Genomic DNA, 25062 nt, shown 5'->3' with positions numbered 1-25062 from the left:
GGTGAAGCCCTCGGGGAAGGGGGCGACGGGGATGCGCTGGCGGGTGATGCGCTCGATGTCGCGCAGGTACGCCTTCTCCTCGTCGTTGCAGAACGAGATCGCAAGCCCGTCCGCGCCGGCGCGCGCGGTGCGGCCGATGCGGTGGACGTAGCTCTCGGGCACGTTCGGCAGGTCGAAGTTGACGACGTGGCTCACCGCCTCGACGTCGATGCCGCGCGCGGCGATGTCGGTCGCCACCAGCACGCGGCACTGCCCGTCCTTGAAGGCGGCCAGCGCGCGCTCGCGCTGCGGCTGGGACTTGTTGCCGTGGATGGCGGAGGCCGCGGTACCAACCTTCTCGAGGCCGCGCACGACGCGGTCGGCGCCGTGCTTGGTCCGGGTGAAGACCAGCACGCGCTCGATCTTCGGATCGCGCAGGATGTGGGCGAGCAGCGCCTGCTTGGCGCCGGTATGGGCGAAGATCACCTGCTGCTCGACGCGCTCGGCGGTGGTGGCCACCGGCGTGACGGCGACCTGGACCGGATCGCGCAGGTACTGGTCGGCGAGGCCGGCGATGTTCTTCGGCATGGTCGCCGAGAAGAACAGGCTCTGGCGCTTGGCCGGCAGCATCTTCACGATGCGCTTGAGCGCATGGATGAAGCCGAGGTCGAGCATCTGGTCGGCCTCGTCGAGGACGAGGATTTCGACGCCTTCCAGCGTCAGCGAGCGGCGGTCGACGAGGTCGATCAGCCGGCCCGGGGTGGCGACGAGGATGTCGACGCCCGGCGCCAGCGCCCGCTCCTGGCGGCCGATGGTGACGCCGCCGAACACGACGGTGTTGGTCAGCGGCAGGTGCCGGCCGTAATCGGAGAAGCTCTCGGCGATCTGGTTGGCGAGCTCGCGGGTCGGCGAGAGCACCAGCACCCGGCAGCCGCGACGCGGCGCATGGCGCTTCTCGAGGCTCAAGCGGTGCAGGATCGGCAGGGCGAAGGCGGCGGTCTTGCCGGTGCCGGTCTGGGCGATGCCGCAGAGGTCGCGGCCTTCCATCGCCGGGCGGATCGCCTGCGACTGGATCGGGGTGGGGGTGTGGTAGCCGGCCTCTTCGAGCGCCTTCAGCACGGGCTGGGCGAGGCCGAAATCGGTGAACTGGGTCAAGGTGTTACTTCTCAGGCAGCCGGATCGCGAGCGCGGGCCCGGCTCGTGTCGAGCGGCGCCGCCAAGTACGGAGAGAGGTGCGATCCGTAGAGCAGGAGGCTGCCCGCGTGATGGGGCGGCCCGGGTGCATGCACGTTATGAAGAGAGGGGCCGGACATTCGGAGAGGCGCGATCCGCGCCGTCCCTCGTATCCGTCACGCAGCCCTCTCAAGCGGACCCGTCTGTCGGCCGCTGACGCTGCCCTCGGGCTATGCGCCTTCGCGGTTGCGAAGTCAACGGCCGGTCAACCGTCGCCGCATTGCGGGATGGACGCGGCGCCACGGCCGGTGCAGCGTCCGCCGATGCCGTCCCGTCTCCCCGCCCGCCCGCTCGCCCGAGCCATCCCGCACCGGAGCGGATCGGTCCCGTTCCGGGGGCACCGGGCCGTCCGGCCGCCCGGCGGTCGCGGATGATCGCCCACCACACCGCGATCTACGTCGGCTCCCGCGGCTTCGCCGCAGCGATCAACCTCGGTTCGGTCGCGGTGTTCACGCGTCTCGCGCCGCCGGAGAGCTACGGCACCTACCTCTACATCCTGTCCTGGTCGCTGGTGCTCTACGGAGCCACCTGCCAATGGCCGAAATTCGCGTTCTTCGCGCTGTACGACGAGGCGAGCGAGGGCGCGCAGGTCGGGACGGTCCTGCGCATCCTGCTGTGCACGCTGGCGCTGGCGGCGATCGGAAGCGCGCTCGCGGTGGCGCTTCACGTCGTGTCGCCGCGGCTCGCGGCGGCGATCGTCGCGCTCGCCTTCGGCACGACCCTGTTCGAGGGCGCCACCGAGATCGCGCGCACACGGCTGCAGGCCGTCGCGGTGGCGATGTCGGTCGTCCTGCGCGGAATCCTGATCCTCGGCCTCGGCAGCGCGGTGCTGATGGTGTCGGGCGACGCCGTCCATCTCGCGCTGGCCGTGGCGACCGCCTACGCGCTGTCGTCGATCCCGGCCGCCGCGACGGTGGTCCCGCTGATGCCGGGCCGCGGCAGCCGGGCGGAGGCGCTGCGCCTCATCGCCTACGGCTGGCCGCTGGTGCTGTCCTTCGGCATCGCGGCTCTGGCCCAGGTGGTCGACCGGCTGATCATCGTGAAGACCGTCGGGCCGGAGCATCTCGGCGCCTACGGCGCGATCGCCGACTTCCTGAAGCAGAGCTTCGTCGTGTTCGGCGAGGCGCTGGCCCTCTCGCTGATCTCGATCGCCAAGCGCGAGGCGCGCGCCGGGGGGATGCCGGCAGCGACCGCGGTGCTGTGCGACGCCGCCCGCGCGATGGCGCTGGTCGCGGCCTTCGGCGCCGCGTTCTACCTCAACTTCGACGGGGTCGTCGTCTCGGTCCTGCTCGGGCCGGACTATCGCGACCAGGCGCGGGCGCTGGCCCCGGTGCTGATCCTGGCCAGCGTGCTGATGATGTTCCGCGCCTACTATTTCGGGCAGATCATCTACTTCACGCAGTCGAGCCGCCTCGAGGCCGTGGCCTCGACGGCGACCCTGGTGACGGTGAGCGTGCTCTCGCTGGCGCTGATCCCGCATCTCGGCGTCGCCGGCGCGGCGATCGCCTTCGCGGCGGGTCAGGCCGCGGCCTGCCTCGTGTTCATCCTCGGGGCGAACCGGCACGGGTCCGGCCTGCCGGCGATGCCGCTTCCGCTGGCCGACATCGCCGGCATCGCGGCGATCGCCGTGGCGACCGGCCTCGTCCCGGCGGCCCTCGCCTGGCTCCCGGGCGGGGAGGGCGCCCCGGCGCAGATCCTGCGCTTCGCCGTGCTGGCCCTCGGCTTCCTCGCCGCCGCGTGGCGCTACGACGTGGTCGGCATCGCCGGCGTGGTGCGGCGGCGCCTGCATCGGGTTGCCGGATGAGGGCGGGTGCGACGGCCAGGATGCCGGGCGGGCTGTACGCCGCCCTGCGCCCGCTCGATCCGGCAGCGCCCGGCGTCGCGGCCTGGCGCGCGCTCGGCGCGAAGGCCTGCGTCGCCAACCCGTTCTACGAGGCCGACTACGCGCTGCCGGCGGCCGGGGCCTTCGGCGACGGCGTTCGGCTCCTGATCGTCGCCGACCGCCCGCCGGACGAGCCCGGCGCGCGATGGCTCGCCCTGTGGCCGTTCCGGATCTCGCGCATCCGCTGGGGCCTGCTGCTGCCGGTCCTGATCGGCTGGACGCACGGCTTCTGCCCCTTGGGCATGCCGCTGCTCGACGCCGCCGAGCCCGACCGCGCCCTCGCCGGGCTGCTCGATGCGCCCAGGGCGCTCGGGCTGCCGCCGCGGCTGCTGCTGCTCAACGCGCCGGCGGATGGCCGCTTCGCGGATCTGCTGGCGGCGCGGACGGGGCGGCGCGATGCCGCCTACTGGGCGCATGCCCGCGGCTCCCTCGACCTCGCCGGCCTGACGCCGGAGGCGCGCACGGGCTATCTCGGCCACGTCAGCGGCAGGAGCCGGCGCAAGCTGCGGCTCGCGCGCGAGCGCCTGGAGGCCGGCGGTGCGGTGGTGCTCCAGACGATCGCCGATCCGGCCGCGCTGATCGACGCGCTCGACGACTACGTCGCCCTCGAGACCGCCGGCTGGAAGGGCCGAGCCGGGACCGCCCTCGGCCAGCGCCCGGCCGAGGCCGCGTTCCTGCGCGGGATGGTCGCCGGGTTCGGCGCCCAGGGCCGGATCCGGATCCTGCGCCTGCGCCGCGATCGCCGCACGCTCGCCGCCGCGATCCTTCCGCGAAGCGGTCACGAGGATTTCGTCCTGAAGATCTCCTACGACGAGGCGGAGGCCGCCGCCGCGCCGGGCGTCCAGCTCGTCCATCGCCTCACCGAGGCCGCGCTGCGGGACGGCGCGATCGCGCGGATCGATTCCTGCGCCGCCCCGGACTACCGCCTCGCCGAGATGTTCTGGACCGGGCGCCGGGCGATCGCGCACCGGTTGGTCGAGGCCTCGCCCGACCCGCTCTTCCCGCTCGCGGCCGCGCTGGAGCGTGCCCGCGAGCGCTATGCCAAGTGGCGGGCCCGTTAGAGCGTTGCGGCGGCGGCGCATTGCCTCCAGGGTCGTGCGGTCCAGTTTGCCACGGCAAGAGACTCGAAGCTCGACCGGGAGGATCCGATTTCCAACGCCCCTGCCGCCCGCTCCGCCGATCCGTCCGAGAAGCCGGATCGCCACGCCCCGAAGCCGCCCGAGCTGATGTCGCCCTGGCGCACGGATGCGCGCGTCGCGCTCCAGGCCGAGGCCCGCGCCTTCGCCCGCGACGTGGTGATGCCGCTCGCCGACGCGCTCGACCCGCAGAAGGCCGAGATGCCGCGCTCGCTCATCGCCGCGATGGCCGAGAAGGGCTGGTTCGGCCTGACGATCCCGGCCGAGCACGGCGGCATGGGGCTCGGGGTGTTCGAGTACTGCCTCGTCTCGGAGGAACTCGCGCGGGCGTGGCTCTCGGTCGGCAGCATCCTGGCGCGGGGGCAGGGGCTCGGCACGCAGGTGCTCGACGACGCCCGCCGCGCCGACCTGCTGGCGCGGTCGGCGCGGGGCGAATGGATCGGCGGCATCGCCCTCTCCGAGCCGGGAGCCGGCTCGGACCTGGCCGGCGTGCAGACGCGGGCGGTGCGCGAGGGCGACCATTGGGTGCTGACCGGGACCAAGCGCTGGGCGGGCTTCGCGCGCGCGGCCGACTTCATCGAGGTTCTGGCCCGGACCCGCGATCCGGAGCCCGGCGAATTGCGCTCGGCCGGGCTCGAGCCGTTCCTGGTGGTCAAGCCGCCGGGCGAGTTCCCCGAGGGCATGACCGGGCACGTCATCGACAAGATCGGCTATCACGGCTTCCTGACGTTCCAGCTCGAGCTCGACGGGGTGCGCGTCCCCGAGAGCGACCGCCTCACCGGCCTCTACGGCGACGGCGGCGCGGACGCGGATTCCGGCGGCTTCGCCTCGGTGCAGCGCGGCCTCAACATCGCCCGCGTCCACACCGCGGCCCGCGCCGTCGGCGTCGCGCGCGCGGCGGTGGAGGACTCCCAGGCCTACCTTCAGGAGCGCGTGCAGTTCGGCCACCCGATCGGCGACTTCCAGGCGCTGCGCTTCGCGCTCGCCGACATGGCGGCCGAGGTGGCGCAGGCGCGCGCCTTCTGGTGCCAGGTCGCCCATCTCCTCGACCAGGGCGAGGCGGCCGAGAGTGAGTCCGCCATGGTGAAGCTGCTGGCCACCGAGATGGCGGTGCGCGTCACCAACCAGGCGATGCAGCTCCACGGCGGCAACGGCTACACCACCGAGCGGCGGGTCGAGCGCTACTGGCGCGACGCGCGGCTGACGACGATCTTCGAGGGCACCAGCGAGATCCAGCGCCGCATCATCAGCGACCGGATGCTGCCGAAGGCCTGACGCCAGACGGCGACCGCCCGCCCCCGCACGCGTGTGCGAGGCGCGACCGTCGGCGAGGCGGCCTGCCGGACGCGCTTGCGGCGGGCGGACGCCCTTTTGTGCGCGGGGACGACAACATCGAACTCGCCGACGCCGACGGTTCCGTCGGCGTCCGGGCGTCCAGGGGTGCGTTCCGGGGCCTTGCCGAGGATCGGCCGCGAGACGTTTCGCAACGATGCGGTGGTGCAGGGGCCCCAGCGCGGTGCCGGCCATCGCGGACCGCGATCGATCGGGCGTGCCTGCCATGAATGCCGGCTCGGGACATTCTCGCCCCTGCAATCGTTTGCGGGACGACGCTCGCGCGTGACCTGAAACCCGCCGCGCGCTGCCGCTCACCCTCAGGGTTGGGCTGCCGGTGCCCGCTCGCCGGCGCGGGCCCGGGCCAGGGTCCGGCCGAGGCGCTGGGCCATCTGGTCGCGCAGGGCTTCGGCGACCTCGATGTCGACGAGCCGCCAGGTCCAGCCGCGGAGGCGCAGGCGCACCCGCAGCTGCTGCGCCCGCGGCGCGTCCGGCGGGATCGCGATCACGGCGGTGCGGAAGCCGCGCATCTCCGAGGCGATCCAGAACGGAAACACCCGCCCGATGCGATCCAGCCTGAGCCCGGACGGCTTCACCCCGTCGGGACGCGGGATGTCGAGGCTCTGCGGCCAGCCGTCGTCGAGCAGGTCGAGCACGGTCTCGGGCGTCACCATCGATTCCGCGAGCGCCAGCGCCACGCCGACCGCCGCCTCGTTGAGGCGCTGGCGATCCTTGGCATCGAGGGTCGGATCGTTGTCCGACGCCAAGCGCAGGGCGGCGGTGGTCTGCCGGACCAGCGACAGCCGCAGCGTGCGAAAGTTGGCATGCTGCTGGACGAACGCGACATCGTGCGCCCTCACCGCCCGCGCGAAGTCGTAGAGCGTCCAGAGCGGCGTCAGGGTGAAGGCGAACCAGCCGAGCACCGCGACGAGGGGAAACACCCACCAGCGCATCGCCCAGCCTATCGCCCGGCCGCCGCGCTCACGCGCCGACCGACCACGCGTGCAGCGGCGCGAAGGCCGCGACGACGCCCTCGTAGACCGGCCGCTTGAACGGCACGATCAGCCCCGGCAGCTCCGCGAACGGCACCCAGCGCCACGCGTCGAACTCGGCCTTGTGGGCACCGCCGCCGGGATGTTCGACGTCGATCGCGTCGTCGTCCCCAAGGAACCCGAAGGCGAACCAGCGCTGCGTCTGCCCGCGGTAGCAACCGCGCCAGGCCTGCTTTCGCACATCGGGCGGCAAGTCGTAGGACAGCCAATCCGGCGCCTCGGCGAGCAGCCGGACCGAGGCCGCGCCGACGTTGGTCTCCTCGTGAAGCTCGCGCAGGGCTGCGGCCTGCGGCGCCTCGCCGTCGTCGATCCCGCCCTGCGGCATCTGCCAGGCGAGGTCGCCCGCGACGTGCTCGGGGCCGGCCTCCGGCTTGCGGCGACCGACGAAGACGAGCCCGGCGCGGTTGATCAGGGTGACCCCGACGCAGGGGCGATAGGGCAGGCTCTCGCCCGGATCGCGGGATTCGGTGTCGCTCTTCATCGGCCGCGACCATAGGGAGGGCCAACCGGCGCGGCAACGTCGGGAAACACGATATCGGCAGCGCCCGATCGCGGCAGCCGCCGGGCTCAGTCCGCCTTCGTCACCCGCACCGCCTTCGCGCCGCGGAGCGCCACGCTCGCCGGCACGAGGCGGATGCCGCGGCCCTCGAGCTCGCGGCTCCAGCGCGCGATGCGCTCGATCGTCATCGGCTGGGCGCTGCCCGAGGCGAGGGCGAAGCCGTTGGCGCGGGCCTGCGCTTCGAGCCGGGCGAGCTCGCGATCGATCGCCTCCGGGCGCGGCACCGCGTCGAGGACGATCTCGGCGCGGGCCGCCGGCACCTTGGTCTTGCCGAGCAGGTCCGCGGGCACGCCGCGCGCGTTGGTGCCGTCGTCGAGGAAGCCGAGCCCGCGGGTGGCGATGTCGCGCAGGACCGGCTCGAACGCGACTGCGTCGGCCATGAACTTGGCTCCCATGAAGTTCGTGACGCCGACATAGCCCGAGAACCGGCTCATCACCCAGGCGAGGCGGTCGGCGTTCTCGGATCCCTTGGCGGCGGTGAGCAGGCCCTGCGGGCCGGGATCGCTGTCGGGGTAGTCGAACGGCTCCATCGGCGCCTGGAGCAGGATCTCGTGGCCGAAGGCGCGGGCCCGCGCCGCGCTGCGCTCGGCATCGGCGCCGTAGGGGGAGAAGGCGAGGCTGACGGCGGGCGGCAGCTTGACGATCGCGCTCGCGGTGGCGGCCTGGCCGACGCCGAGGCCGGTGAGCAGGATCGCGATGCGCGGCCCGCTGCCGGGCTCCTCGGAGCGTGCGTAGACGTCGAGCGGGCGGATGCGGCCGTCGCCGAGCTTGGGCAGGACGCCGTGGCGGCCACGCTCGGTCAGGCGCGGGTCGGGGGCGGGCGCGAGCTTGGGCGCATCGGCCTGGGGCACGCGGATCACCACCGCCTCGGCCGGCGCGGCCGACCCGCCGGCCCGCACCACGGTGACGCCGGAGGCCGACTCGACCTCGACGGCGCTGCTCTGGAGCTTCGATGCCGGCGCCGGCTCGTTCGCGGCGGCGGCCTCCGGCGACGGGGGACGCCCGGCGGCGGGCATCGTCTCGCGGACGACGATGGCGACCTGGACCCGCGGCTCGCCCGCCTTCGGGTCGCCGAGCAGGAGCACGAGGCCGAGCACCGCCACGCCGAGGCCGCCGAGACCGGCCGCGACGGCGCGTGGAGACCGGCCGAGGGTCGCGAGGCGCGCGCGCAGGCGTGCCAGCGCGGCCTTCGGGCCGGGGGCGGGGACGTCGACCCCGAGGGGACGCGTCAGGATATCGTCGGACGAGTCGGTCACTGGCCCTCGGAACTGGCGGGGCCACCGAAGAATCGCCGGTCGCGGCAAGGCAGCCCCGCCGTCATTGCCGGCCGCCATGGTTAATTTTTCGTAAGAGCGGCCTTCGGTCCTAGAGCCTGTTCCGTGATCACCGGATCACGGAACAAGCTCGCTCTCGTTGTGTGGTCGCGCTCTCGTCACGCGAGCCGGCATCCGCCGCGCTCGAAACGGCTCGCAACGCGCGCACGGGCGCCATGCGAAGAACCCCGCCCGGCACGCGCCGGACGGGGTTCTCGCCGTGTCGTCGATCCCGGACGGGGTCAGTTCGGCATCGTCGGCTTCTGGGCGTTCGCGGCGCCCTTCTGGATGCCGTGCAGGAAGTCGACGGCGGCGGTGAGCTGCTTGTCCTTGGCGGGATCCGGCGGGACGTAGGCCGACGAGCCGCCGCGCTCCTCGACGTCCTTCTGCTTGAGGTGACCCTTCAGGCCGGCCTCGCCCTTGGTCTCGTCCTTGCCCTTGAGCTCGTCCGGGACCTCCTGCAGCACCTCGACGTCGGGCTCGATGCCCTTGGCCTGGATCGAGCGGCCGGACGGCGTGTAGTAGCGCGCCGTGGTGAGGCGCAGCGCGCCCGAGCCGCCGAGCGGGATGATCGACTGCACCGAGCCCTTGCCGAAGGAGCGCGTGCCGAGGATGGTCGCGCGCTTGTGATCCTGCAGGGCGCCGGCGACGATCTCGGAGGCCGAGGCCGCGCCGCCGTTGACGAGCACCACCACCGGCTTGCCCTTGGTGATGTCGCCGGCCTTGGCCGAGAAGCGCTGGGTCTCGTCCGGGTTGCGGCCGCGGGTCGAGACGATCTCGCCGCGGTCGAGGAACGCGTCGGAGACCATCACCGCCTGGTCGAGCAGGCCGCCCGGGTTGTTGCGCAGGTCGATCACGTAGCCCTTGATCTTGTCCTGCCCGATGTCGGTCGAGAGCTTGTCCACGGCGGCCTTGAGGCCGTCGTAGGTCTGCTCGTTGAACTGCGTCAGGCGGATGTAGCCGATGTCGGCCCCCTCGACGCGCGAGCGTACGGGCTTGATCTTGATCACGTCGCGGTTGAGCGTGACCTCGATCGGGTCCTTGGCCTCCTTGCGGGTGATCTTGAGCTTCACCGGCGAGTTCACCGGGCCGCGCATCTTGTCGACCGCCTGGTTCAGGGTCAGGCCCTGGACCTGGTCATCGTCGATCTGGGTGATGATGTCGTTCGAGAGCAGGCCCGCCTTCGAGGCCGGGGTGTCGTCGATCGGGGTCACGACCTTGATCAGGCCGTCCTCCATCGTGACCTCGATGCCGAGCCCGCCGAACTCGCCGCGGGTCGTGGTCTGCATGTCGCGGAACGCCTTGGCGTCCATGTAGCTCGAATGCGGGTCGAGCGAGGTCAGCATGCCGTTGACGGCCGCCTCGATCATCTTCGCCTCGTCGGGCTTCTCGACGTAATCGGTGCGGACCTTCTCGAACACGTCGCCGAACAGGCTGAGCTGGCGGTAGGTCTCGGCGGAGGCCGCCACGGCGCGCGGACCCGACAGGAAGTCGGTCTGCGTCGCGACCATCGACGTGCCTGCTCCCAGGAACGCGCCGAGCATGATGAGGGACGTCTTGCGCATTATCCGCGAACCTTCTCGCTGGGGCTTTTCGCCCACCAAGGCTCCGGATCGATGGAGCCGCCGTCCTTCTTGAATTCCACGTACAGGATCGGATCGCTGCCGTCGCCGCTCATCACCGGCTGGACCGCACTTCCCTCGCCCATGTTACCGACCGGCTCGCCCGCGAGCACGAATTGGCCGACCTCGACCGAGATCTGGTCCATCCCAGCCAGCAGAAGATAGTAGCCATCGCCGGCGTTGATGATCAAGAGTCGTCCGTACGACCGGAACGGCCCGGCGAACTGCACCCAGCCATCGGCGGGAGAGGACACCACAGCCTTCGCGCGGGTGGCGAGCGAAATGCCGCGCGTCATCCCGCCGTTGCCGTCGGGCTGGTTGAAGCCGCGCAGCAGGCGGCCGCTGACCGGGCGCGGCACGTCCCCCCGGGCGTCGACGAACTTCACCTTCGGGGCGAGCTTGGCGGGGTCGCGGATGCCGGCTGCGGCGAAACGCTCCTGCGTCGCCTTCGCCTCGCGCTGCTCGGCCGCCTTGGCCTCGTCGGCGGAGCGCTTGGCGGTGGCGACCTCGCCCTCGATGCGGTCGAGGAGGTCCTTCAAGCTCCGGGCCTCCTTGGCGAGGTCGGCGGCACGGGTCCGCTCGGCGGCGAGCCCGGTCTCGACCTCCGCCTGCCGGGTCCTCCGCGCGGCGACGAGGGCCGCGAGGCGCTGCTGCTCGCGCGCCCAGCCGGCGAGGTCGTTCTGCAGGCCCTGCCGGTCGGCGGCGATGAGGCCGCGCAGGCGCACGAGCTCGGCGAGGTCGGCGGCCAGCGTGTCCACCTCGCCGCGCATCTCGGGCACGATCGCCCCGAGCAGCATCGAGGTGCGGATCACCGCCAGAACGTCTTCCGGGTTGACCAGCACCGCCGGCGGCGGGCGCCGGCCCATGCGCTGGAGCGCCGCCAGGATCTCGGCGATCACCCCGCGGCGGGCCTCGAGCGAGCGGCGGATGGCGGCCTCGCTGCCCGACAGCGTCTTGAGGCGCTCCTCCAGGCGGCTCATCCGGTCCTCGGTGGCCTGGGACTGCCGGCCGGCATCGAGGAGCGCCGCGTCGAGCTTGGCCCGGTCGCCGCCGATGCTGGCGATCTCGGACTCGAACTGCGCCTTGGCGCCCACGCTCGCGGCGAGCGCATCCTGCACCCGCTTGAGGTTGTCCGCGCGGCGGTCGCGCTCGTCGATGGCGCGCTGGATGCGCTCGGCCTCGGTGACGGGCGCCGCCGCGTCCTGGGCCCGCGGACGGGCCGCGGGCAGGGCGGCGAGGGCTGCGGCGAGGACGCCCGTGGCGACCAGCCTCGTGAGGACCAGCGTCATGGCGTGCGTTTGCCGGCTCCGTTCATCACCGCAGGTCTCATCCAGCATTGCGGCGCACGCGAGGCATTCACCCGTCGGGATCGCCGCGATGATACGGGTGGCCCGCCAGGATCGTGAGGGCACGGTAGAGCTGCTCGAGCGCCAGCACGCGCACGATGCCGTGAGGCAGCGTCGCGGCACCGAAGGACAGGGTGAGGTCGGCCCGGGCCCGGACGGCGGCATCGAGCCCGTCGGCCCCGCCGATGGCGACCACCAGGGCCGGGCGCCCGGCATCGCGCCAGTCGCGGATGCGCTCGGCGACGCGCTCGCTCGGCAGGTCGGCGCGGCCGCGCTCGTCGTAGGCGACGAGGACGCCGCCGGCCGGCACCTGGGCGAGCAGCCCGGACGCCTCCTCGGCGCAGCGGTCGGGGGCGCGCCGCGCACGGCTTTCGACCATCTCGGCGATGTCGCAGGCGGGGAAGCCAAGGCCGCGACCGAGCTGGGCCGCACGCTCGCGGTAGCGCGCGGTCAGGTCCCGCTCGGGCCCGTTCTTGAGGCGCCCGATCGCGGCGACGAGGAGGCGCAACGGGTCGGCGTTCAATCGGCGGAGACGCCCGAGGGGCGGTCGGAGCCCCACATCTTCTCGAGGTTGTAGAAGCCGCGCACCTCGGGCCTGAAGATGTGGACGAGGATGTCGCCGGCATCGATCAGCACCCAGTCGCAGGCCGGCATGCCCTCGACGCGGGCGGTGCCGAAGGACTTGGCCTTCATCTCCTGCGTGATGTGGTCGGCGATCGAGCCGACGTGACGCTGCGACCGTCCGGAGGCGATGATCATCGTGTCGGCGATCGAGGTCTTGCCGGCGAGATCGATGGCGATCGTCTCCTCGGCCTTCATCTCGTCGAGGCACCCGAGCACGAGCGTCCTCAGGTCTTCGACCCTGGCCAGGGCGGCGGTCTCGGAACCCTGGGTTCCCGTGTGGAGCGACTCGGACAGCGTCCTAATTCCTCGGATATCGGCAGTGGCGACGCGCGCCTGCGTTGAACCGACGACTTTGGCCGGTTCCGGGCGGTAATTCAAGGTTCCCCGGTGCCGCTCCGCGCATCGCGGATCTGCGTCGAGGAGAGATGCGAGCGCGGGCCGTGCAGGAACACCCAGGCCGGGGGCGCCATGCCCGGCAGGGCGGAGGCGTCCGATTCCGGGATGCGGGCGGCGGAGAACCGTCGGGCGGCCCGCGCGCTCGGCGCGCTGAGGGTGTGGCCGGGGCGGTCGATCACCGCGACCGGCATCAGGCCCATGATCTCGGCCGAGCCCTTCCAGCGATGGAAGCTCGCCAGCGAATCGGCCCCCATGATCCAGACGAAGCGGATGCCCGGCCGCCGCCGCACCAGCCAGCGCAGGGTGTCGCGGGTGAAGCGGGCGCCGATCGCCGCCTCGAACCCGGTCACCGCGATCCGCGGATCGCCCTTCGCCACCACGGCGGCCTGCGCGCAGCGCTCGGAGAGCGGCGCGATCGGCCGCCCGCGCTTCAGCGGGTTTCCGGGCGTGACCAGCCACCACACCCGGTCGAGGCGCAGGCGGCGCAGCGCCATGGTGCCGACATGCAGGTGGCCGGCATGCGCCGGGTTGAACGAGCCACCGTACAGGCCGATCCGCATCCCCGGCGACGCGGGCGGCAGCGCGCCCTCACGCAACGGCGCGGATCACGGTAGGCGAGACCGCGCCGCTCACGGGCGCGTCTGGCCGCTGCCGTGGACCCGGTACTTGAAGGTGGTGAGCTGCTCCACGCCGACCGGGCCGCGCGCATGCATGCGGCCGGTGGCGATGCCGATCTCAGCGCCGAAGCCGAACTCGCCGCCATCGGCGAACTGGGTCGAGGCGTTGTGCACCACGATCGCGGAATCGACCTCGGCGAGGAAGCGGACGGCCTCGTCGCCGTCCTCGGTGACGATCGCGTCGGTGTGGTGCGAGCCGTAGGTCTCGATGTGCTCGATCGCCGCCTCGAGCCCGTCGACGACGCGGACCGAGATGATCGCGTCGAGGTACTCGGTGCGCCAGTCGGCCTCGGTCGCCGCCGTGACGCGACCGTCCACCGCCTGCACGTCGGCGTCGCCGCGCACTGCGCAGCCGGCGTCGAGCAGGGCGGCGACGAGGGGGGCGAGATGGGTGCCGGCGCAGGCGCGGTCGACCAGCAGCGTCTCGGTGGCGCCGCAGATGCCGGTGCGCCGCATCTTGCTGTTGAGCAGGATGGTCCGGGCCATGCCGAGGTCGGCGGCGGCCGCGACGTAGACGTGGCAGATGCCGTCGAGGTGGGCGAAGACCGGGACCCGCGCCTCGGCGTGGACGCGCTCGACCAGGCCGCGCCCGCCGCGGGGCACGATCACGTCGATGCAGCCGTCAAGGCCGGCGAGCATCGCGCCGACCGCGGCGCGGTCCTTCGTCGGCACGATCTGGATCGCGTCCGCGGGCAGGCCGGTGGCCTCGAGCCCGGCGCGCATCGCCTCGGCGATGGCCATGGCGCTGCGGTGGCTGTCCGAGCCGGCCCGCAGGATCGCGGCGTTGCCGGCCTTGAGGCAGAGCGCGCCGGCATCGGCGGTGACGTTCGGGCGGCTCTCGAAGATCACGCCAACGACGCCGAGCGGCACGGCGATGCGCTCGATCAGCAGCCCGTTCGGGCGCTCGAAGGCCGCGACCTGGCGCCCGACGGGGTCGGCCAGCGCACCGATCTTCTCGACCGCGTCGGCGATCGCCGCGAGGCGGCCCTCGTCGAGGGTCAGCCGGTCGATCAGCGCCTGGCTCTGCCCGGCGGCCTTCGCGGCGGCGACGTCGCGGGCGTTCTCGCGCAGGATGACGGCGCGGTCGGCGCGCAGGCGCTCGGCGATGGCCCGCAACGCCACGTCCTTGGTCTCGGCCGAGGCCAGCGCCAGCTTGCGGCCGGCGGCGCGGGCGCGCCGGCCGATGCCGTTCATCTGCTCGGCGAGGTCGTCGGCCGACGCGAAGCCGGATCGCATGTTCAGGACTGGCACGGGCATCATCCCAGGTCGGCGGCCTTCCCCGAGCCGCCTACGAAGCTGCGACTTATCTGCATCCTCGGGCAGCACGAAACAAGCGCCGCGGCAAAGATCGGAACGTTTCGAAGGCGCTCGTATCCAGTCATGGACGCGGCGCGACCGGTTCTAGAACATCGCCAAGTCGTCGCGATGCACCATCCAGGCCCGTCCCGGATAGGTGAGCAGGTCGGCGATCTGCGTGCTGGGGCGCCCCTGGATCAGCGCCGCCTCCGTGCTGTCGTAGCCGACGAGGCCGCGGCCCAGCACCCGCCCGGCGCGGTCGCGGATCAGCACGGCGTCGCCCCGGCCGAAGCTGCCCTCGACGCCGCAGACGCCGACCGGCAGCAGGCTCGCCCCACCGTCGAGCGCGCGCGCCGCGCCGTCGTCGATCACCAGGGTGCCGCGCGGCTCGAGCGACCCGGCGATCCAGGTTTTCCGCGCTGCGGTGGGCGTGGAACCGGACAGGAACCAGGTGCAGCGGCCGCCCGCGACGACGCTGCGGAGCGGGTTCTTCTCGCGGCCGTCGGCGATGATCATGTGGGTCCCGCCCGACACCGCGATCTTGGCGGCCTCGACCTTGGTCCGCATGCCGCCCCGCGACAGCTCCGAGGCGGGACCGCCGGCCATCGCCTCGATCTCGGGCGTGATCCGCTCGACCACGGCCAGGTGGCGCGCGTCCGGATCGGCATTCGGGGGGGCGGTGTAGAGGCCGTCGATGTCGGAGAACAGCACCAGCACGTCGGCGCCGATCATCGTGGCGACGCGGGCCGCGAGCCGGTCGTTGTCGCCGTAGCGGATCTCGGAGGTCGCCACCGTGTCGTTCTCGTTGACCACCGGAACCGCGCGCATCTCCAGGAGCTTGAGCACGGTCGCTCGCGCGTTGAGGTAGCGGCGGCGCTCCTCGGTGTCCTGCGGCGTCACCAGGATCTGCCCGGCGACGATGCCGTGGTGGCCCAGCGCCTCGGCCCAGTGCCGCGCCAGCGCGATCTGCCCGACCGAGGCCGCGCCCTGGCTCTCCTCCAGCCGCAGGGCCCCCGGCGCGAAGCCGAGCACGGTGCGCCCGAGCGCGATGCTGCCCGAGGACACCACCAGCACGTCGACCCCGCGGGCATGCAGGTCGGCGATGTCCTCAGCGAGCGCCGCGAGCCAGGCGTGCCGCAGCCGGCCGCGGGCGCGGTCCACCAGCAGGGCCGAGCCGACCTTGATGACGACGCGGCGGAATTGATCGAGGGAGGGGGTCATGACGCCGGGACGTAAGCTGGGACGAGGTCGGTGTGGACGAAGTCGTCACCCTTGAACAGGAGGGGCGCATCGTGGGCTTTGGAGACGGCGTAGGATTGGCAGTCGCCGAAGTTCAACCGCGCCGGATGCCCTTGTCCCTTCCCGAAGCGCTGGAAGGCATCGGATGCCATGCGGTACATCTGGAGCGTGAAGGCGACCGGCTGCACCGTGGTCCGCAGGATCAGGACCTCCAAAAAATCCTCGGCAAAACCCGGCATCAGCGAGCCCAGCACGATCCTGGACTCGAGCAACGTCGGGGTTCCGATGATCGCCCGATTCTTGGCGACCAGCGTGTCGAAACGCTCGCCTTCAGGCTCTTCCATCGCAATCGCGACGATCACCGAGGTGTCGAGCGCGATCATACCGGCAGGCCGTACTCGTCGTAGAGATAGTCATGATCGGTGGGGACGATCGCGATGCGATGTGCCCGCGCCTCACGGACCAGCGCTCGGATCACGTCCCGTTCGGCACGTTGCGTCGGTGTCAGGTCATCGTTGACCGTCGCGACGCGGCGGTCGAGCTCTCGCAACGCCGTGACCACCGCCTCGTCGACCGTGGTGCCGGCGCGCTCCGCGAGTTCATGGGCAAGAGCGAAGGCTTCGTCGTTCATGACGATCAGCGCTTCCGTCATCGAAACCTCCACAGGTTCAACAACCTCGGGCGATGCTAACCGACCCGATCACCCCCGTCATCACGGCTGCCAGGCCGCCTCGGGCACCCGCTCGGCCTCGGCGGCGGCATCCATCTCGCCCTGGAGCGCACGCAGCGCCTCCGGCACGCCCTGGCCCGAGGCCGAGGACAGGACGAGCGGCTTGCGCTTGGCAGCGCGCTTCAGGCGGGCGACCTGCTCCTTCAGGGTGTCGGCGTCGATCGCGTCGGCCTTGGAGAGCGCCACGATCTCGGGCTTGCCGGCGAGGTCCTCGCCGTAGGCCTCCAGCTCGTGCCGGACCATCTTGTAGGCCTTGCCGGCATGCTCGCAGGTGGCGTCGACGAGGTGCAGCAGCACCCGGCAGCGCTCGACATGGGCCAGGAACCGGTCGCCGAGTCCGACGCCCTCGTGCGCGCCCTCGATCAGCCCGGGGATGTCAGCGAGCACGAACTCGCGGGCATCCGAGCGCACGACGCCGAGCCCCGGATGCAGGGTGGTGAAGGGATAGTCGGCGATCTTCGGCTTGGCCGAGGTCACGGTCGCCAGGAAGGTCGACTTGCCGGCGTTCGGCAGCCCGACGAGGCCGGCATCCGCGATGAGCTTGAGGCGCAGCCAGATCCACTGCTCGGTGCCTTCCAGACCCGGATTGGCGTGCTTCGGGGCGCGGTTGGTCGAGGTGGTGAAGTAGGCGTTGCCGAAGCCGCCGTTGCCGCCCTTAGCGAGCCGGACCCGCTGGCCGACCTGGGTCATGTCGGCGATCAGGTGCTCGCCGTCGACCGCCAGGATCTGGGTTCCGGCCGGCACCTTCAGCACCACGTCGGCGCCGTTGGCGCCGTGGCGGTTCGAGCCCATGCCGTGCTCGCCCTTCCGCGCCTTGAAGTGCTGCTGGTAGCGATAGTCGATCAGCGTGTTCAGGCCCTCGACGCACTCGACCCAGACGTCGCCGCCGCGCCCGCCGTCGCCGCCGTTGGGGCCGCCGAACTCGATGAACTTCTCGCGCCGGAACGCGACGCATCCCGCGCCCCCGTCGCCGGAACGGACATAGACCTTGGCTTCGTCGAGGAATTTCACGGTGTCGCTCGTCTTCATGTCGGGGCGCGGGCCACCGGCCCGCCCCGTCTCGTTCACGCCGCGGCGATGCGGCCCCGTCCATCGGCGTCGCGCACGCTGCGCAGCTCCGCCGCGAACCCCGTCGCTTCGGCCTTGGGCCGAGACGGCGAGGGATCGATTCCGATCGATCCGTCCGGCGACGTCAAGGGCGCCGGGCCGATCGCTTCGTCAGGCTGCCCGGTCGCAGCCGGAGACCCCGAACCGGGCCGACCACGCGGCGCGGTCGAGCCGGAAGCGATCGGATGTCAGGTCGCAGCCGCGGACGGGGACATAATCCGTCGCCGTTCCCGTGCGGACGAAGCCGCCCTTCTCCAGCACCCGGCGCGACGCCGGGTTCTCCACCCGCGCATCCGCCGACAGCACCGAGCCGCCGGCATAGGCGAAGTAGGCGTGAACCATCGCCTCGGCGGCCTCGGTGGCGAGGCCGCGGCCCCAGAAGGGCCGGCCGAGCCAGTAGCCGAGGCGGGCCCCCTCCGTCGCCGCGTCGGCGCGGATGCCGACGAACCCGACGAGGCCGTCCGGGTCGGACCGGAGCGAGACCGCCATCGCCAGGCCCTCGCCGGCGGCGTTGCGGCGCCGCGCCTCCAGCACGAAGGTCTCGGTCTCCATCCGGTCGATCGGGTGGCGGATCCGCGCGGTCATCTCGGCCACCGACCGGTCGCCCGCGAGCCGCACGATCGCGTCCACGTCCTTGGCGCGCGGCCAGCGCAGCCACAGGCTGCGGGTCTCGATCCGGAAGACGTCGTCGCGGGTCAGATCGGGGAACATCGTTCGGGCTCCTCCGCCGCGATCCTCCGTAGTGGAGGACCGTTGCGCTGAGACGACGAAAGGGAGGATGGCGCCCCATCCTCCCCCGCGTCTTCCGTTCGACCCCCCGGCCTCGTGGCCAGGATGCGAGAAACAGATCCGCCGGTTCGGTGTGGGACACCGGCGGGGCCTGCTTCGCCTGTTCGAGGCGCCCGCCGTCTACTCTGCCGCTTGCGCGAGCGGCACCACCGCCACGAAGGCGCGGCCGCGCTTGGTCTGGAACTCCACGCGACCCTCGGTCAGCGCGAACAGGGTGTGATCCTTGCCCATGCCGACATTGGTGCCGGGGTGCCACTTGGTGCCGCGCTGGCGCACGATGATGTTGCCCGGAATCACGGCTTCCGAGCCGAACTTCTTCACGCCGAGGCGCTGGCCGGCCGAGTCGCGGCCGTTGCGGGACGAGCCGCCTGCTTTTTTGTGTGCCATGGTTCAGTCTTTCGAATGACGTGGGATCGGAACGTGCGGATCGCGTGGGGGCGGGGTCGCCCTTACGCGCTCTTCGAACCGGCCGAGAGGCCGGTGATGCGCACGACCGTGTGGTGCTGGCGGTGGCCGCGCTTGCGCCGCGAGTTCTGCCGGCGGCGCTTCTTGAAGGCGATGACCTTCTTGTCGCGACCGTGGGAGACGATCTCGCCGGTGACGCTGAAGCCCGACAGGAGCGGCGCGCCGACCTGGGTCGCGTCGCCGTCGGTGAACAGCAGGACCTCGCCGAAGGTCACGGCGGAGCCTTCGTCGCCTTCGAGGCTGGCGATGCTGATGGTGTCGTTCTCGGCAACGCGATACTGCTTGCCGCCCGTCTTGATGACTGCGAACATCGTCTCTCTCGTGGTTCGAACGGCCTCCGGGACGCGCCCTGGACCGACTTCTTATGCATTCGTCGCGATCCGCCCGAAGGGCCGCCGCAACGCGAAACGCACGGCCCTCTGCGAGGAAGCCGCGCGTTGTGCCCGGTGGATAGGGGATCGGCACGCGATCTGTCAAGGATTTGCGGGGGCGAATGCTTGCCCGCATTGGCCTCGAAGAGCGCGCGCCGCGAGCGCTTCCGAGCCGAGGTGGCCGACGCCGGGCGGGAGCGGCGCCCCTCGGGCGTCAGCGCATCGCCTGGATGATCGCCGGGCTGATGATCACCACGAACAGCACCGGCAGGAAGAACAGGATCATCGGCACGGTCAGCTTCGGCGGCAGCGAGGCCGCTTTCTTCTCGGCCTCGTTCATGCGCTGGTCGCGGCTCTCCTGCGCGAGCACGCGCAGCGCCTGGCCGATCGGGGTGCCGTAGCGCTCGGCCTGGATCAGCGCCGTGACGACGGCCTTCACCGGCTCGAGGCCGACGCGCATCGCGAGGTTCTCGTAGGCCTGCCGGCGATCGGGCAGGAACGACATCTCGGCGGTCATCAGGGCGAGTTCCTCCGCCAGCACCACCGAGGTGGCGGCGATCTCGGTGCTCACCTTCCGGAAGGCGTGCTCGATCGCCATGCCCGATTCGACGCAGATCAGCGTCAGGTCGAGGGCATCGGGCCAGGCGAGCTTGATCTCGGCCTTGCGCTTGTTCGACTTGTTGACGAGGTAGAGTTCCGGCGCCTTGATGCCTCCGTAGGCGCAGGCGATGACGATGCCGAAGCGCATCAGGTAGGGCTGGTCCAGCGCCTCCAGCACGAACAGGTAGAACAGCGAGCCCAGCGTCGCCGAGATCGGCATGACGAGGCGGAAGAACAGGAACGTCGTCTCGGATTGCTGGCCGCGATAGCCGGCCATCAGGAGCTTGCGCTTGGCCGTGTCGGTGCCGAGCCAGCGGCGCAGGTCGAACCGCTCGACGACCTGCTTCATGTAGGCCTTGGGCTCGATCCGCAGCGTCGCCTTGGTGTTGAGGCGCTCGCGTTCCCGCCGCCGGATGATCTCGCGCTCGTCGCTGACGAGCTTCATCCGCTTGCCGAGGTTGTCGCTCTCGAGGAACGGCTGCGCCACGGCGAAGGCCGTCGCCGCCACGGCGACCGCGGTCAGCGCGATGCCCATGGTGCGCGGGTCGAAGACCTTATCGGCGATGAGGTCGATCATGGCGATGGGCTTCCGCGAAAGGGCCGTCGGGCTTCGGGTGACGACCGGATGTGATCGAGCCCGGCGCGGCGCGATCCGGGCTGCCGGACGGCGCGGGCCGCAGGCGGGCTCAGATGTCGAACGCGATCATCTTCTTGATGGTGAGGATGCCGATGCTCATCCAGATCGCCGAGCCCAGCAGCGCGAGCTTGCCGAAATTGGTGGTCCAGAGGATCGAGATGTAATCCGGGCTGGTGAAGTAGGTGATGCCCGCGACGAAGAACGGAAGCGCGGCGATGATGCCGGCCGAGGACTTGGCCTCCATGCTCATCGCCTGGACCTTGCCGGCCATCTTCCGACGCTCGCGCAGCACCCGCGACAGGTTGGAGAGCGCCTCGGAGAGGTTGCCGCCCGATTGCTGCTGGATGTTGATCACGATCGCGAAGAAGTTCACCTCCTGCACCGGGACCCGCTCGTAGAGGCGCGAGACCGCCTCGCCGAGCGACAGGCCCAACGCCTGGGTCTCGATGACGACCCGGAACTCCGAGCGCACCGGCTCCTCGGCCTCGCGGGAGACCATGCGGAAGCAGTCGCTGACGGGGATGCCGGTTCGGATGCCGCGCACCACCACGTCGACGGCGTTGGGCAGCTCCTTCGTGAAGTTCGCGATGCGGCGCTTGCGCAGGTGGCGGAGCAGCAGCATCGGCACGCCGAGGCCGCCGACGAAGGTCCCCCCCAGCCCGGCGATCGGGCTCGCGGTGATCATGAGCACGAGCAGGCCGACCACCACCGCGAGGCCGGCGGAGATCATCCAGTAGGTCCGCTCCGACCACGCCAGGCCGGCCCGCGCGATCTTGAGCTCGAGGGTCACCTTGGCGGCGCCCTTGGCCTTGGCCTCGATCTCGCCGAGCGTCTTCGCGACCTGCTCGCGCCGGTTCACGGTGACGCCGCGGATCGCGTTACCGGCGGCCGAGGCGCTGATCGTCCTGAGGCGCTGCGTCGCCCGCCGCTCGCCCATCAGCAGCGGCATCAGGAAGACGTAGCCGAGGGCGAGCGTGGTCACGAAGACCAGCCCGACGGCGAGCGGGACGTTCGCGGCGGCGTTCACAGCGCACCCGACGCCTCGGCGGCGGCGTCGAGCGCCTCGCCGAGTTGCCGCTCCAGCCCGTAGTAGCGCGCCCGCTCCCAGAATTTCGGCCGGCCGACGCCGGTGGAGCGATGGCGCCCGATCAGCTTGCCATTGGCATCCTCGCCGACGATGTCGAACAGGAAGACGTCCTGGGTGGTGATGACGTCGCCCTCCATCCCGAGCACCTCGGTGATGTGGGTGATGCGGCGCGAGCCGTCGCGCAGGCGGGTGGCCTGCACCACGACGTCGATCGAGCCGCAGATCATCTCGCGCAGCGTCTTGGAGGGCAGGGTGAAGCCGCCCATCGAGATCATCGACTCGATGCGCGACAGGCACTCGCGCGGGGAGTTGGCGTGCAGCGTTCCCATCGAGCCGTCGTGGCCGGTGTTCATCGCCTGCAGCAGGTCGAACGCCTCCGGCCCGCGCACCTCGCCGACGATGATCCGCTCCGGCCGCATGCGCAGGCAATTCTTGACGAGGTCGCGCATGGTGACCTGGCCTTGGCCCTCCATGTTGGGCGGGCGCGTCTCTAGGCGCACCACGTGCGGCTGCTGAAGCTGCAGCTCCGCCGCGTCCTCGCAGGTGATGACGCGCTCGTCGTGCTCGATGAAGGCGGTGAGGCAGTTCAGCAGGGTGGTCTTGCCCGAGCCGGTGCCGCCGGAGATGACGATGTTGCAGCGCGACCGGCCGATGATCTTCAGGATCTCCGCCCCCTCCGGCGAGATCGCGCCGAAGCGTACGAGCTGGTCGAGGGTGAGCTTGTCCTTCTTGAACTTTCGGATGGTCAGGGCCGGGCCGTCGATGGCCAGCGGCGGCGCGATGACGTTGACGCGGGAGCCGTCCGGAAGGCGCGCGTCGCAGATCGGCGAGGCGTCGTCGACCCGGCGCCCGACCTGGCTGACGATGCGCTGGCAGATGTTCATCAGCTGCTGGTTGTCGCGGAAGCGCACGTTGGTGAGCTGGATCTTGCCGTTCACCTCGATGAAGGCGCGGTTGGCGCCGTTGATCATGATGTCGGCGATGTCGTCGCGGGCGAGCAGCGGCTCCAGCGGGCCGTAGCCGAGCACGTCGTTGCAGATGTCGTCGAGCAGCTCCTCCTGCTCGGCGATCGACAGCACGATGTTCTTGAGGCCGATGATCTCCGAGACGATGTCGCGGATTTCCTCGCGCGCCGCATCAGGCTCGAGGCGCGAGAGCTGCGCGAGGTCGATCGCCTCGATCAGCGCGCCGAAGATCATGCTCTTGGTGCGGTAGTAATCCTCCGAGCGCGGGTTGTCCTGCGCCACCACGGCGGGCGACGCGTCCATGCGTTTGCCGGCCACGTTCTCCTGCACCAGCACCGGCGCGGTCGCGCGCAGGGCGGCCGGCGGCGGTGCTGCAGCCGGCGCCGCCGCGGTACCCTGCCTCCTACCGAACATGGGACGAATCCTCGGATCGCGTCGGAAAGGACGGGCGCGCAGACGTCCGCGCGCATCTGGCTGCGAGCCGCGCGTGGGCCGCATCGCCCGCCGGGGAGGGCACGGCGGCCCGCGAGAGCATCGGCATCAGGACGCCTTCCGGCGCGCGAGCTTCGCGAGGAGCGGCTCGAGCAAATTGGGGCGGGCGCGCTTCGCCTCCGGCCGTCCCAGCATCGCCGCGGCGAGGTCGGCGAAGATCTCGGCGGCCTTCGAGCCGGCCTGCACCTCCGCGATCATCTGGCCGTTGTTGGCGGCGGTGCCGAACAGCGCCGGGTCGAACGGGATGCTGGCGACGAGCGGCGATTCCAGCGCCTTGGTGAAATCCGCCGCGCCGATCTCGGGACGCTTGGGCACCCCGACGCCGTTCAGGATCACCCGGGGCCGCGCATCGTTGGGCCGGCCCTGCTGCAGCGCGCCGAGCAGGTTCTTGGCGTTGCGCAGGCTGGCGAGATCGGGGCCGGCGACGATCAGGATCTCGTCGGCCCCGGTCAGCACCCGCTTCGACCAGGCGCACCACTGGTGCGGCACGTCGAGGACGATGCAGGGCACGGCCGCACGCAGGTGGTCGATCAGCGCGTCGAAGGCCGGCTCGGACAGGTCGATGGTGCGGTCGAGGCTCGCCGGCGCCGAGAGCAGGCTGAGCTGGTCGCTGCACTTCGAGAGCAGGCGCTCGACCAGCGCCGAATCGAGGCGCTCGGGCGCGAACACCGCCTCGGCGACGCCCTGGGGCGGATCCTGGTTGAAGTTGAGCGAAGCGGTGCCGAAGGCGATGTCGAGGTCGGCGATCACCGTCTGCGCGCCCTGGCCGCGGGCGATCGACCAAGCGAGGTTGTGGGCGACCGTCGAGGCGCCGATGCCGCCCTTGACGCCGTAGACCGCGATGGTCCGCCCGACCGGCTTGACCCCGGGGGCGGCGAACAGGTCCGAGAGCGAGGCGATCAGCGTCAGCGGCTCGACCGGCGCCATCAGGTAGTCGCTGACGCCGCGCTGGATGAACTGGCGATACAGCGTCACGTCGTTGACGTGCCCGATGACGAGCACCCGGGTGCCGGCGTCGCAGACCTCGGCGAGGGCGTCGAGGCATTCCATCGGCCGGGATTTCGGACCCTGCGTCTCGATGATGATGACGTTGGGGGTCGGCGCGTGGCGGTAGGCTTCGACCGCGGCCGCGCCGCCCCCCATCTGGACCTTGAGGTGGGCCTTCTGCATGCGCCGGTCCGTCCCGGCGCTCTCGATCATCGCAGCGGTCTCCGCGACCTCGCAGAACGCCTGGATCGTGATCCGGGGCACCGGGGCGATCATCCGCTCAGATGTCTCGGGGTGGTCCGCCATGACGAGGCCTTCGGGTTCGGGTTCTTGAGTCTGGGGTCTAGGTCTTAAGTCTTAACGTTTGGGTCTCTGGGTCGGCGGAGCCGGGGCGTGGCGCCGCGCGGCGGCTCACTCGCTGACCGAGGACTTCACGCTCGTCTTGCCATCCTGGCGCCAGGCGGTTGACGGATCCTTGCCCTCGCGAAGCTGGCCGATGTCCTTGACCCGGCGGATCGTGTCGATGCGGCCCTCGGGACGCCCGCGCACCAGGTCGACCGGGTCGGCGACCTGGGCGGCGATCGTCGCCTGGGTGGAGCAGCCGAGGTTCCACGACGGCTGATTGCGGAAGTTCGCGATCGGGCTGCTCTCGCCGAGGTCCTGGGGCCACAGCCCGCACTTGTCGGCGACGCGCGCCTCCATGCGGTGGAAGCTGAGGCGGATCGGGCTGGCGAGGCCGGGATCGGCGACCGGGTAGCCGGAGACCACGATCTCGCGGGCCGGCACGCCGCCCTCGGCGCCGAGCCGGCGGATGGCGGCGGCGGTGCGCTCGACGCCGGCGCCGACGGAAGGGGCCACCCCGCGCGGGAGGTCGATCACGAGGCTGCCGCGGCCGTAGCGGCGATATTCCAGCAGGAACGCGTCGATGTCGGCGGCCTGCCGCGGGTCGAGGTGGCCGACCCCGGTGACGAACACGTCGAGGACGCGGCTGCCGTCGGCGAGCACGATCGGATGGCGGGCGCGATAGTCGGCGGGCGCGATCGAGCCGGTGACGGCACGGTCGGAATGGCAGGCGCAGAGCGAGCCGCCGACGGAGGCGGCGAGCATGGCGAGGGCCAGGGTGCGTCGGGCGGGGGAGGGCAGGCC

General features: G+C 71.6%; 25 protein-coding genes. 3 read left to right on the top strand and 22 right to left on the bottom strand.

Annotated features, from left to right (window positions below; genetic code table 11):
- Window positions 1-1134 (bottom strand): DEAD/DEAH box helicase (locus FV227_RS20750; RefSeq protein ID WP_147859790.1); only part of this gene is annotated, 1134 nt, incomplete at its 3' end.
- Between the two features lie 448 nt (window positions 1135-1582).
- Here FV227_RS20750 and FV227_RS20745 point away from each other — a divergent pair.
- The 3 genes from FV227_RS20745 (at window position 1583) to FV227_RS20735 (ending at window position 5505) form a co-directional block, all read left to right on the top strand.
- Window positions 1583-3016, top strand: a complete 1434-nt coding sequence (locus FV227_RS20745) for a polysaccharide biosynthesis protein (RefSeq protein WP_147859789.1) — start codon at window positions 1583-1585, stop codon at window positions 3014-3016.
- A 20-nt stretch (window positions 3017-3036) separates the two neighbouring features.
- Window positions 3037-4155 carry a GNAT family N-acetyltransferase gene (locus FV227_RS20740; RefSeq protein WP_246686560.1) on the top strand — a complete coding sequence of 373 codons (1119 nt, stop codon included), beginning with the start codon at window positions 3037-3039 and terminating at the stop codon, window positions 4153-4155.
- Between the two features lie 165 nt (window positions 4156-4320).
- Window positions 4321-5505 (top strand): acyl-CoA dehydrogenase family protein, encoded by a 1185-nt coding sequence (locus FV227_RS20735; RefSeq protein WP_147728797.1) that lies wholly within the window; start codon window positions 4321-4323, stop codon window positions 5503-5505.
- A 377-nt stretch (window positions 5506-5882) separates the two neighbouring features.
- Here the strand turns inward: FV227_RS20735 and FV227_RS20730 are convergent, their stop codons facing one another.
- The 21 genes from FV227_RS20730 to FV227_RS20630 form a co-directional block, all read right to left on the bottom strand.
- A complete protein-coding gene (locus tag FV227_RS20730) occupies window positions 5883-6515 on the bottom strand; it encodes a DUF2939 domain-containing protein (protein WP_147859787.1) in 633 nt (210 codons plus the stop codon).
- Between the two features lie 28 nt (window positions 6516-6543).
- Entirely contained in the window at window positions 6544-7095 is a 552-nt protein-coding gene (locus FV227_RS20725) for an RNA pyrophosphohydrolase (RefSeq protein ID WP_147728799.1), read from the bottom strand.
- An 86-nt stretch (window positions 7096-7181) separates the two neighbouring features.
- Window positions 7182-8429, bottom strand: a complete 1248-nt coding sequence (locus FV227_RS20720) for a divergent polysaccharide deacetylase family protein (RefSeq protein WP_147859786.1) — start codon at window positions 8427-8429, stop codon at window positions 7182-7184.
- Between the two features lie 299 nt (window positions 8430-8728).
- Window positions 8729-10051 (bottom strand): S41 family peptidase, encoded by a 1323-nt coding sequence (locus tag FV227_RS20715; protein ID WP_147729525.1) that lies wholly within the window; start codon window positions 10049-10051, stop codon window positions 8729-8731.
- Window positions 10051-11397, bottom strand: a complete 1347-nt coding sequence (locus FV227_RS20710) for a peptidoglycan DD-metalloendopeptidase family protein (RefSeq protein ID WP_147859785.1) — start codon at window positions 11395-11397, stop codon at window positions 10051-10053. Before FV227_RS20710 ends, FV227_RS20715 begins: the two co-directional genes overlap by 1 nt.
- Window positions 11398-11464: 67 nt before the next feature.
- On the bottom strand, window positions 11465-11962 hold the full coding sequence (gene rlmH / locus FV227_RS20705) for a 23S rRNA (pseudouridine(1915)-N(3))-methyltransferase RlmH (protein WP_147842120.1): 498 nt from the start codon (window positions 11960-11962) through the stop codon (window positions 11465-11467).
- Between the two features lie 11 nt (window positions 11963-11973).
- Window positions 11974-12294, bottom strand: coding sequence for a ribosome silencing factor (gene rsfS / locus FV227_RS20700; RefSeq protein WP_313898961.1), 321 nt, complete (start codon window positions 12292-12294; stop codon window positions 11974-11976).
- Between the two features lie 158 nt (window positions 12295-12452).
- A complete protein-coding gene (locus tag FV227_RS20695) occupies window positions 12453-13070 on the bottom strand; it encodes a nicotinate-nucleotide adenylyltransferase (RefSeq protein WP_281406272.1) in 618 nt (205 codons plus the stop codon).
- Between the two features lie 33 nt (window positions 13071-13103).
- Window positions 13104-14402, bottom strand: coding sequence for a glutamate-5-semialdehyde dehydrogenase (locus tag FV227_RS20690; RefSeq protein WP_147726613.1), 1299 nt, complete (start codon window positions 14400-14402; stop codon window positions 13104-13106).
- Window positions 14403-14552: 150 nt separating this feature from the next.
- Complete coding sequence (gene proB, locus FV227_RS20685; protein ID WP_147726611.1) at window positions 14553-15668, bottom strand: glutamate 5-kinase; 1116 nt, start codon at window positions 15666-15668, stop codon at window positions 14553-14555.
- The gene (locus tag FV227_RS20680) at window positions 15665-16069 is read right to left on the bottom strand and encodes a type II toxin-antitoxin system VapC family toxin (RefSeq protein ID WP_147726610.1); all 405 of its coding nucleotides are present in this window, start codon (window positions 16067-16069) and stop codon (window positions 15665-15667) included. Before FV227_RS20680 ends, proB begins: the two co-directional genes overlap by 4 nt.
- Complete coding sequence (locus tag FV227_RS20675) at window positions 16066-16338, bottom strand: type II toxin-antitoxin system VapB family antitoxin (RefSeq protein ID WP_147726609.1); 273 nt, start codon at window positions 16336-16338, stop codon at window positions 16066-16068. The genes FV227_RS20680 and FV227_RS20675 overlap by 4 nt, the downstream gene beginning before the upstream one ends.
- Window positions 16339-16398: 60 nt before the next feature.
- Window positions 16399-17427 carry a GTPase ObgE gene (gene obgE, locus FV227_RS20670; RefSeq protein ID WP_147726617.1) on the bottom strand — a complete coding sequence of 343 codons (1029 nt, stop codon included), beginning with the start codon at window positions 17425-17427 and terminating at the stop codon, window positions 16399-16401.
- Window positions 17428-17634: 207 nt separating this feature from the next.
- Entirely contained in the window at window positions 17635-18234 is a 600-nt protein-coding gene (locus FV227_RS20665; RefSeq protein ID WP_147726607.1) for a GNAT family N-acetyltransferase, read from the bottom strand.
- Window positions 18235-18432: 198 nt separating this feature from the next.
- On the bottom strand, window positions 18433-18699 hold the full coding sequence (gene rpmA / locus FV227_RS20660) for a 50S ribosomal protein L27 (RefSeq protein WP_147726605.1): 267 nt from the start codon (window positions 18697-18699) through the stop codon (window positions 18433-18435).
- 62 nt (window positions 18700-18761) lie between these two features.
- Complete coding sequence (rplU, locus tag FV227_RS20655) at window positions 18762-19088, bottom strand: 50S ribosomal protein L21 (RefSeq protein ID WP_147859784.1); 327 nt, start codon at window positions 19086-19088, stop codon at window positions 18762-18764.
- Window positions 19089-19362: 274 nt separating this feature from the next.
- A complete protein-coding gene (locus FV227_RS20650) occupies window positions 19363-20325 on the bottom strand; it encodes a type II secretion system F family protein (protein WP_147726602.1) in 963 nt (320 codons plus the stop codon).
- Window positions 20326-20434: 109 nt separating this feature from the next.
- Window positions 20435-21412: a type II secretion system F family protein gene (locus FV227_RS20645; protein WP_243934821.1), complete on the bottom strand. Its 978-nt coding sequence runs from the start codon at window positions 21410-21412 to the stop codon at window positions 20435-20437.
- Window positions 21409-22851: a CpaF family protein gene (locus FV227_RS20640; protein WP_147726600.1), complete on the bottom strand. Its 1443-nt coding sequence runs from the start codon at window positions 22849-22851 to the stop codon at window positions 21409-21411. Before FV227_RS20640 ends, FV227_RS20645 begins: the two co-directional genes overlap by 4 nt.
- A 126-nt stretch (window positions 22852-22977) precedes the next feature.
- The gene (locus tag FV227_RS20635) at window positions 22978-24222 is read right to left on the bottom strand and encodes an AAA family ATPase (RefSeq protein WP_147726599.1); all 1245 of its coding nucleotides are present in this window, start codon (window positions 24220-24222) and stop codon (window positions 22978-22980) included.
- Window positions 24223-24327: 105 nt separating this feature from the next.
- A complete protein-coding gene (locus FV227_RS20630; protein ID WP_147859791.1) occupies window positions 24328-25023 on the bottom strand; it encodes a CpaD family pilus assembly protein in 696 nt (231 codons plus the stop codon).
- Window positions 25024-25062: the final 39 nt, after the last annotated feature.

Source organism: Methylobacterium sp. WL119 (assembly GCF_008039875.1).
Lineage (GTDB): Bacteria > Pseudomonadota > Alphaproteobacteria > Rhizobiales > Beijerinckiaceae > Methylobacterium.
The sequence above is the reverse complement of the archived record's forward strand: the minus strand, read 5'-3'. Positions and strand labels throughout refer to the sequence as shown.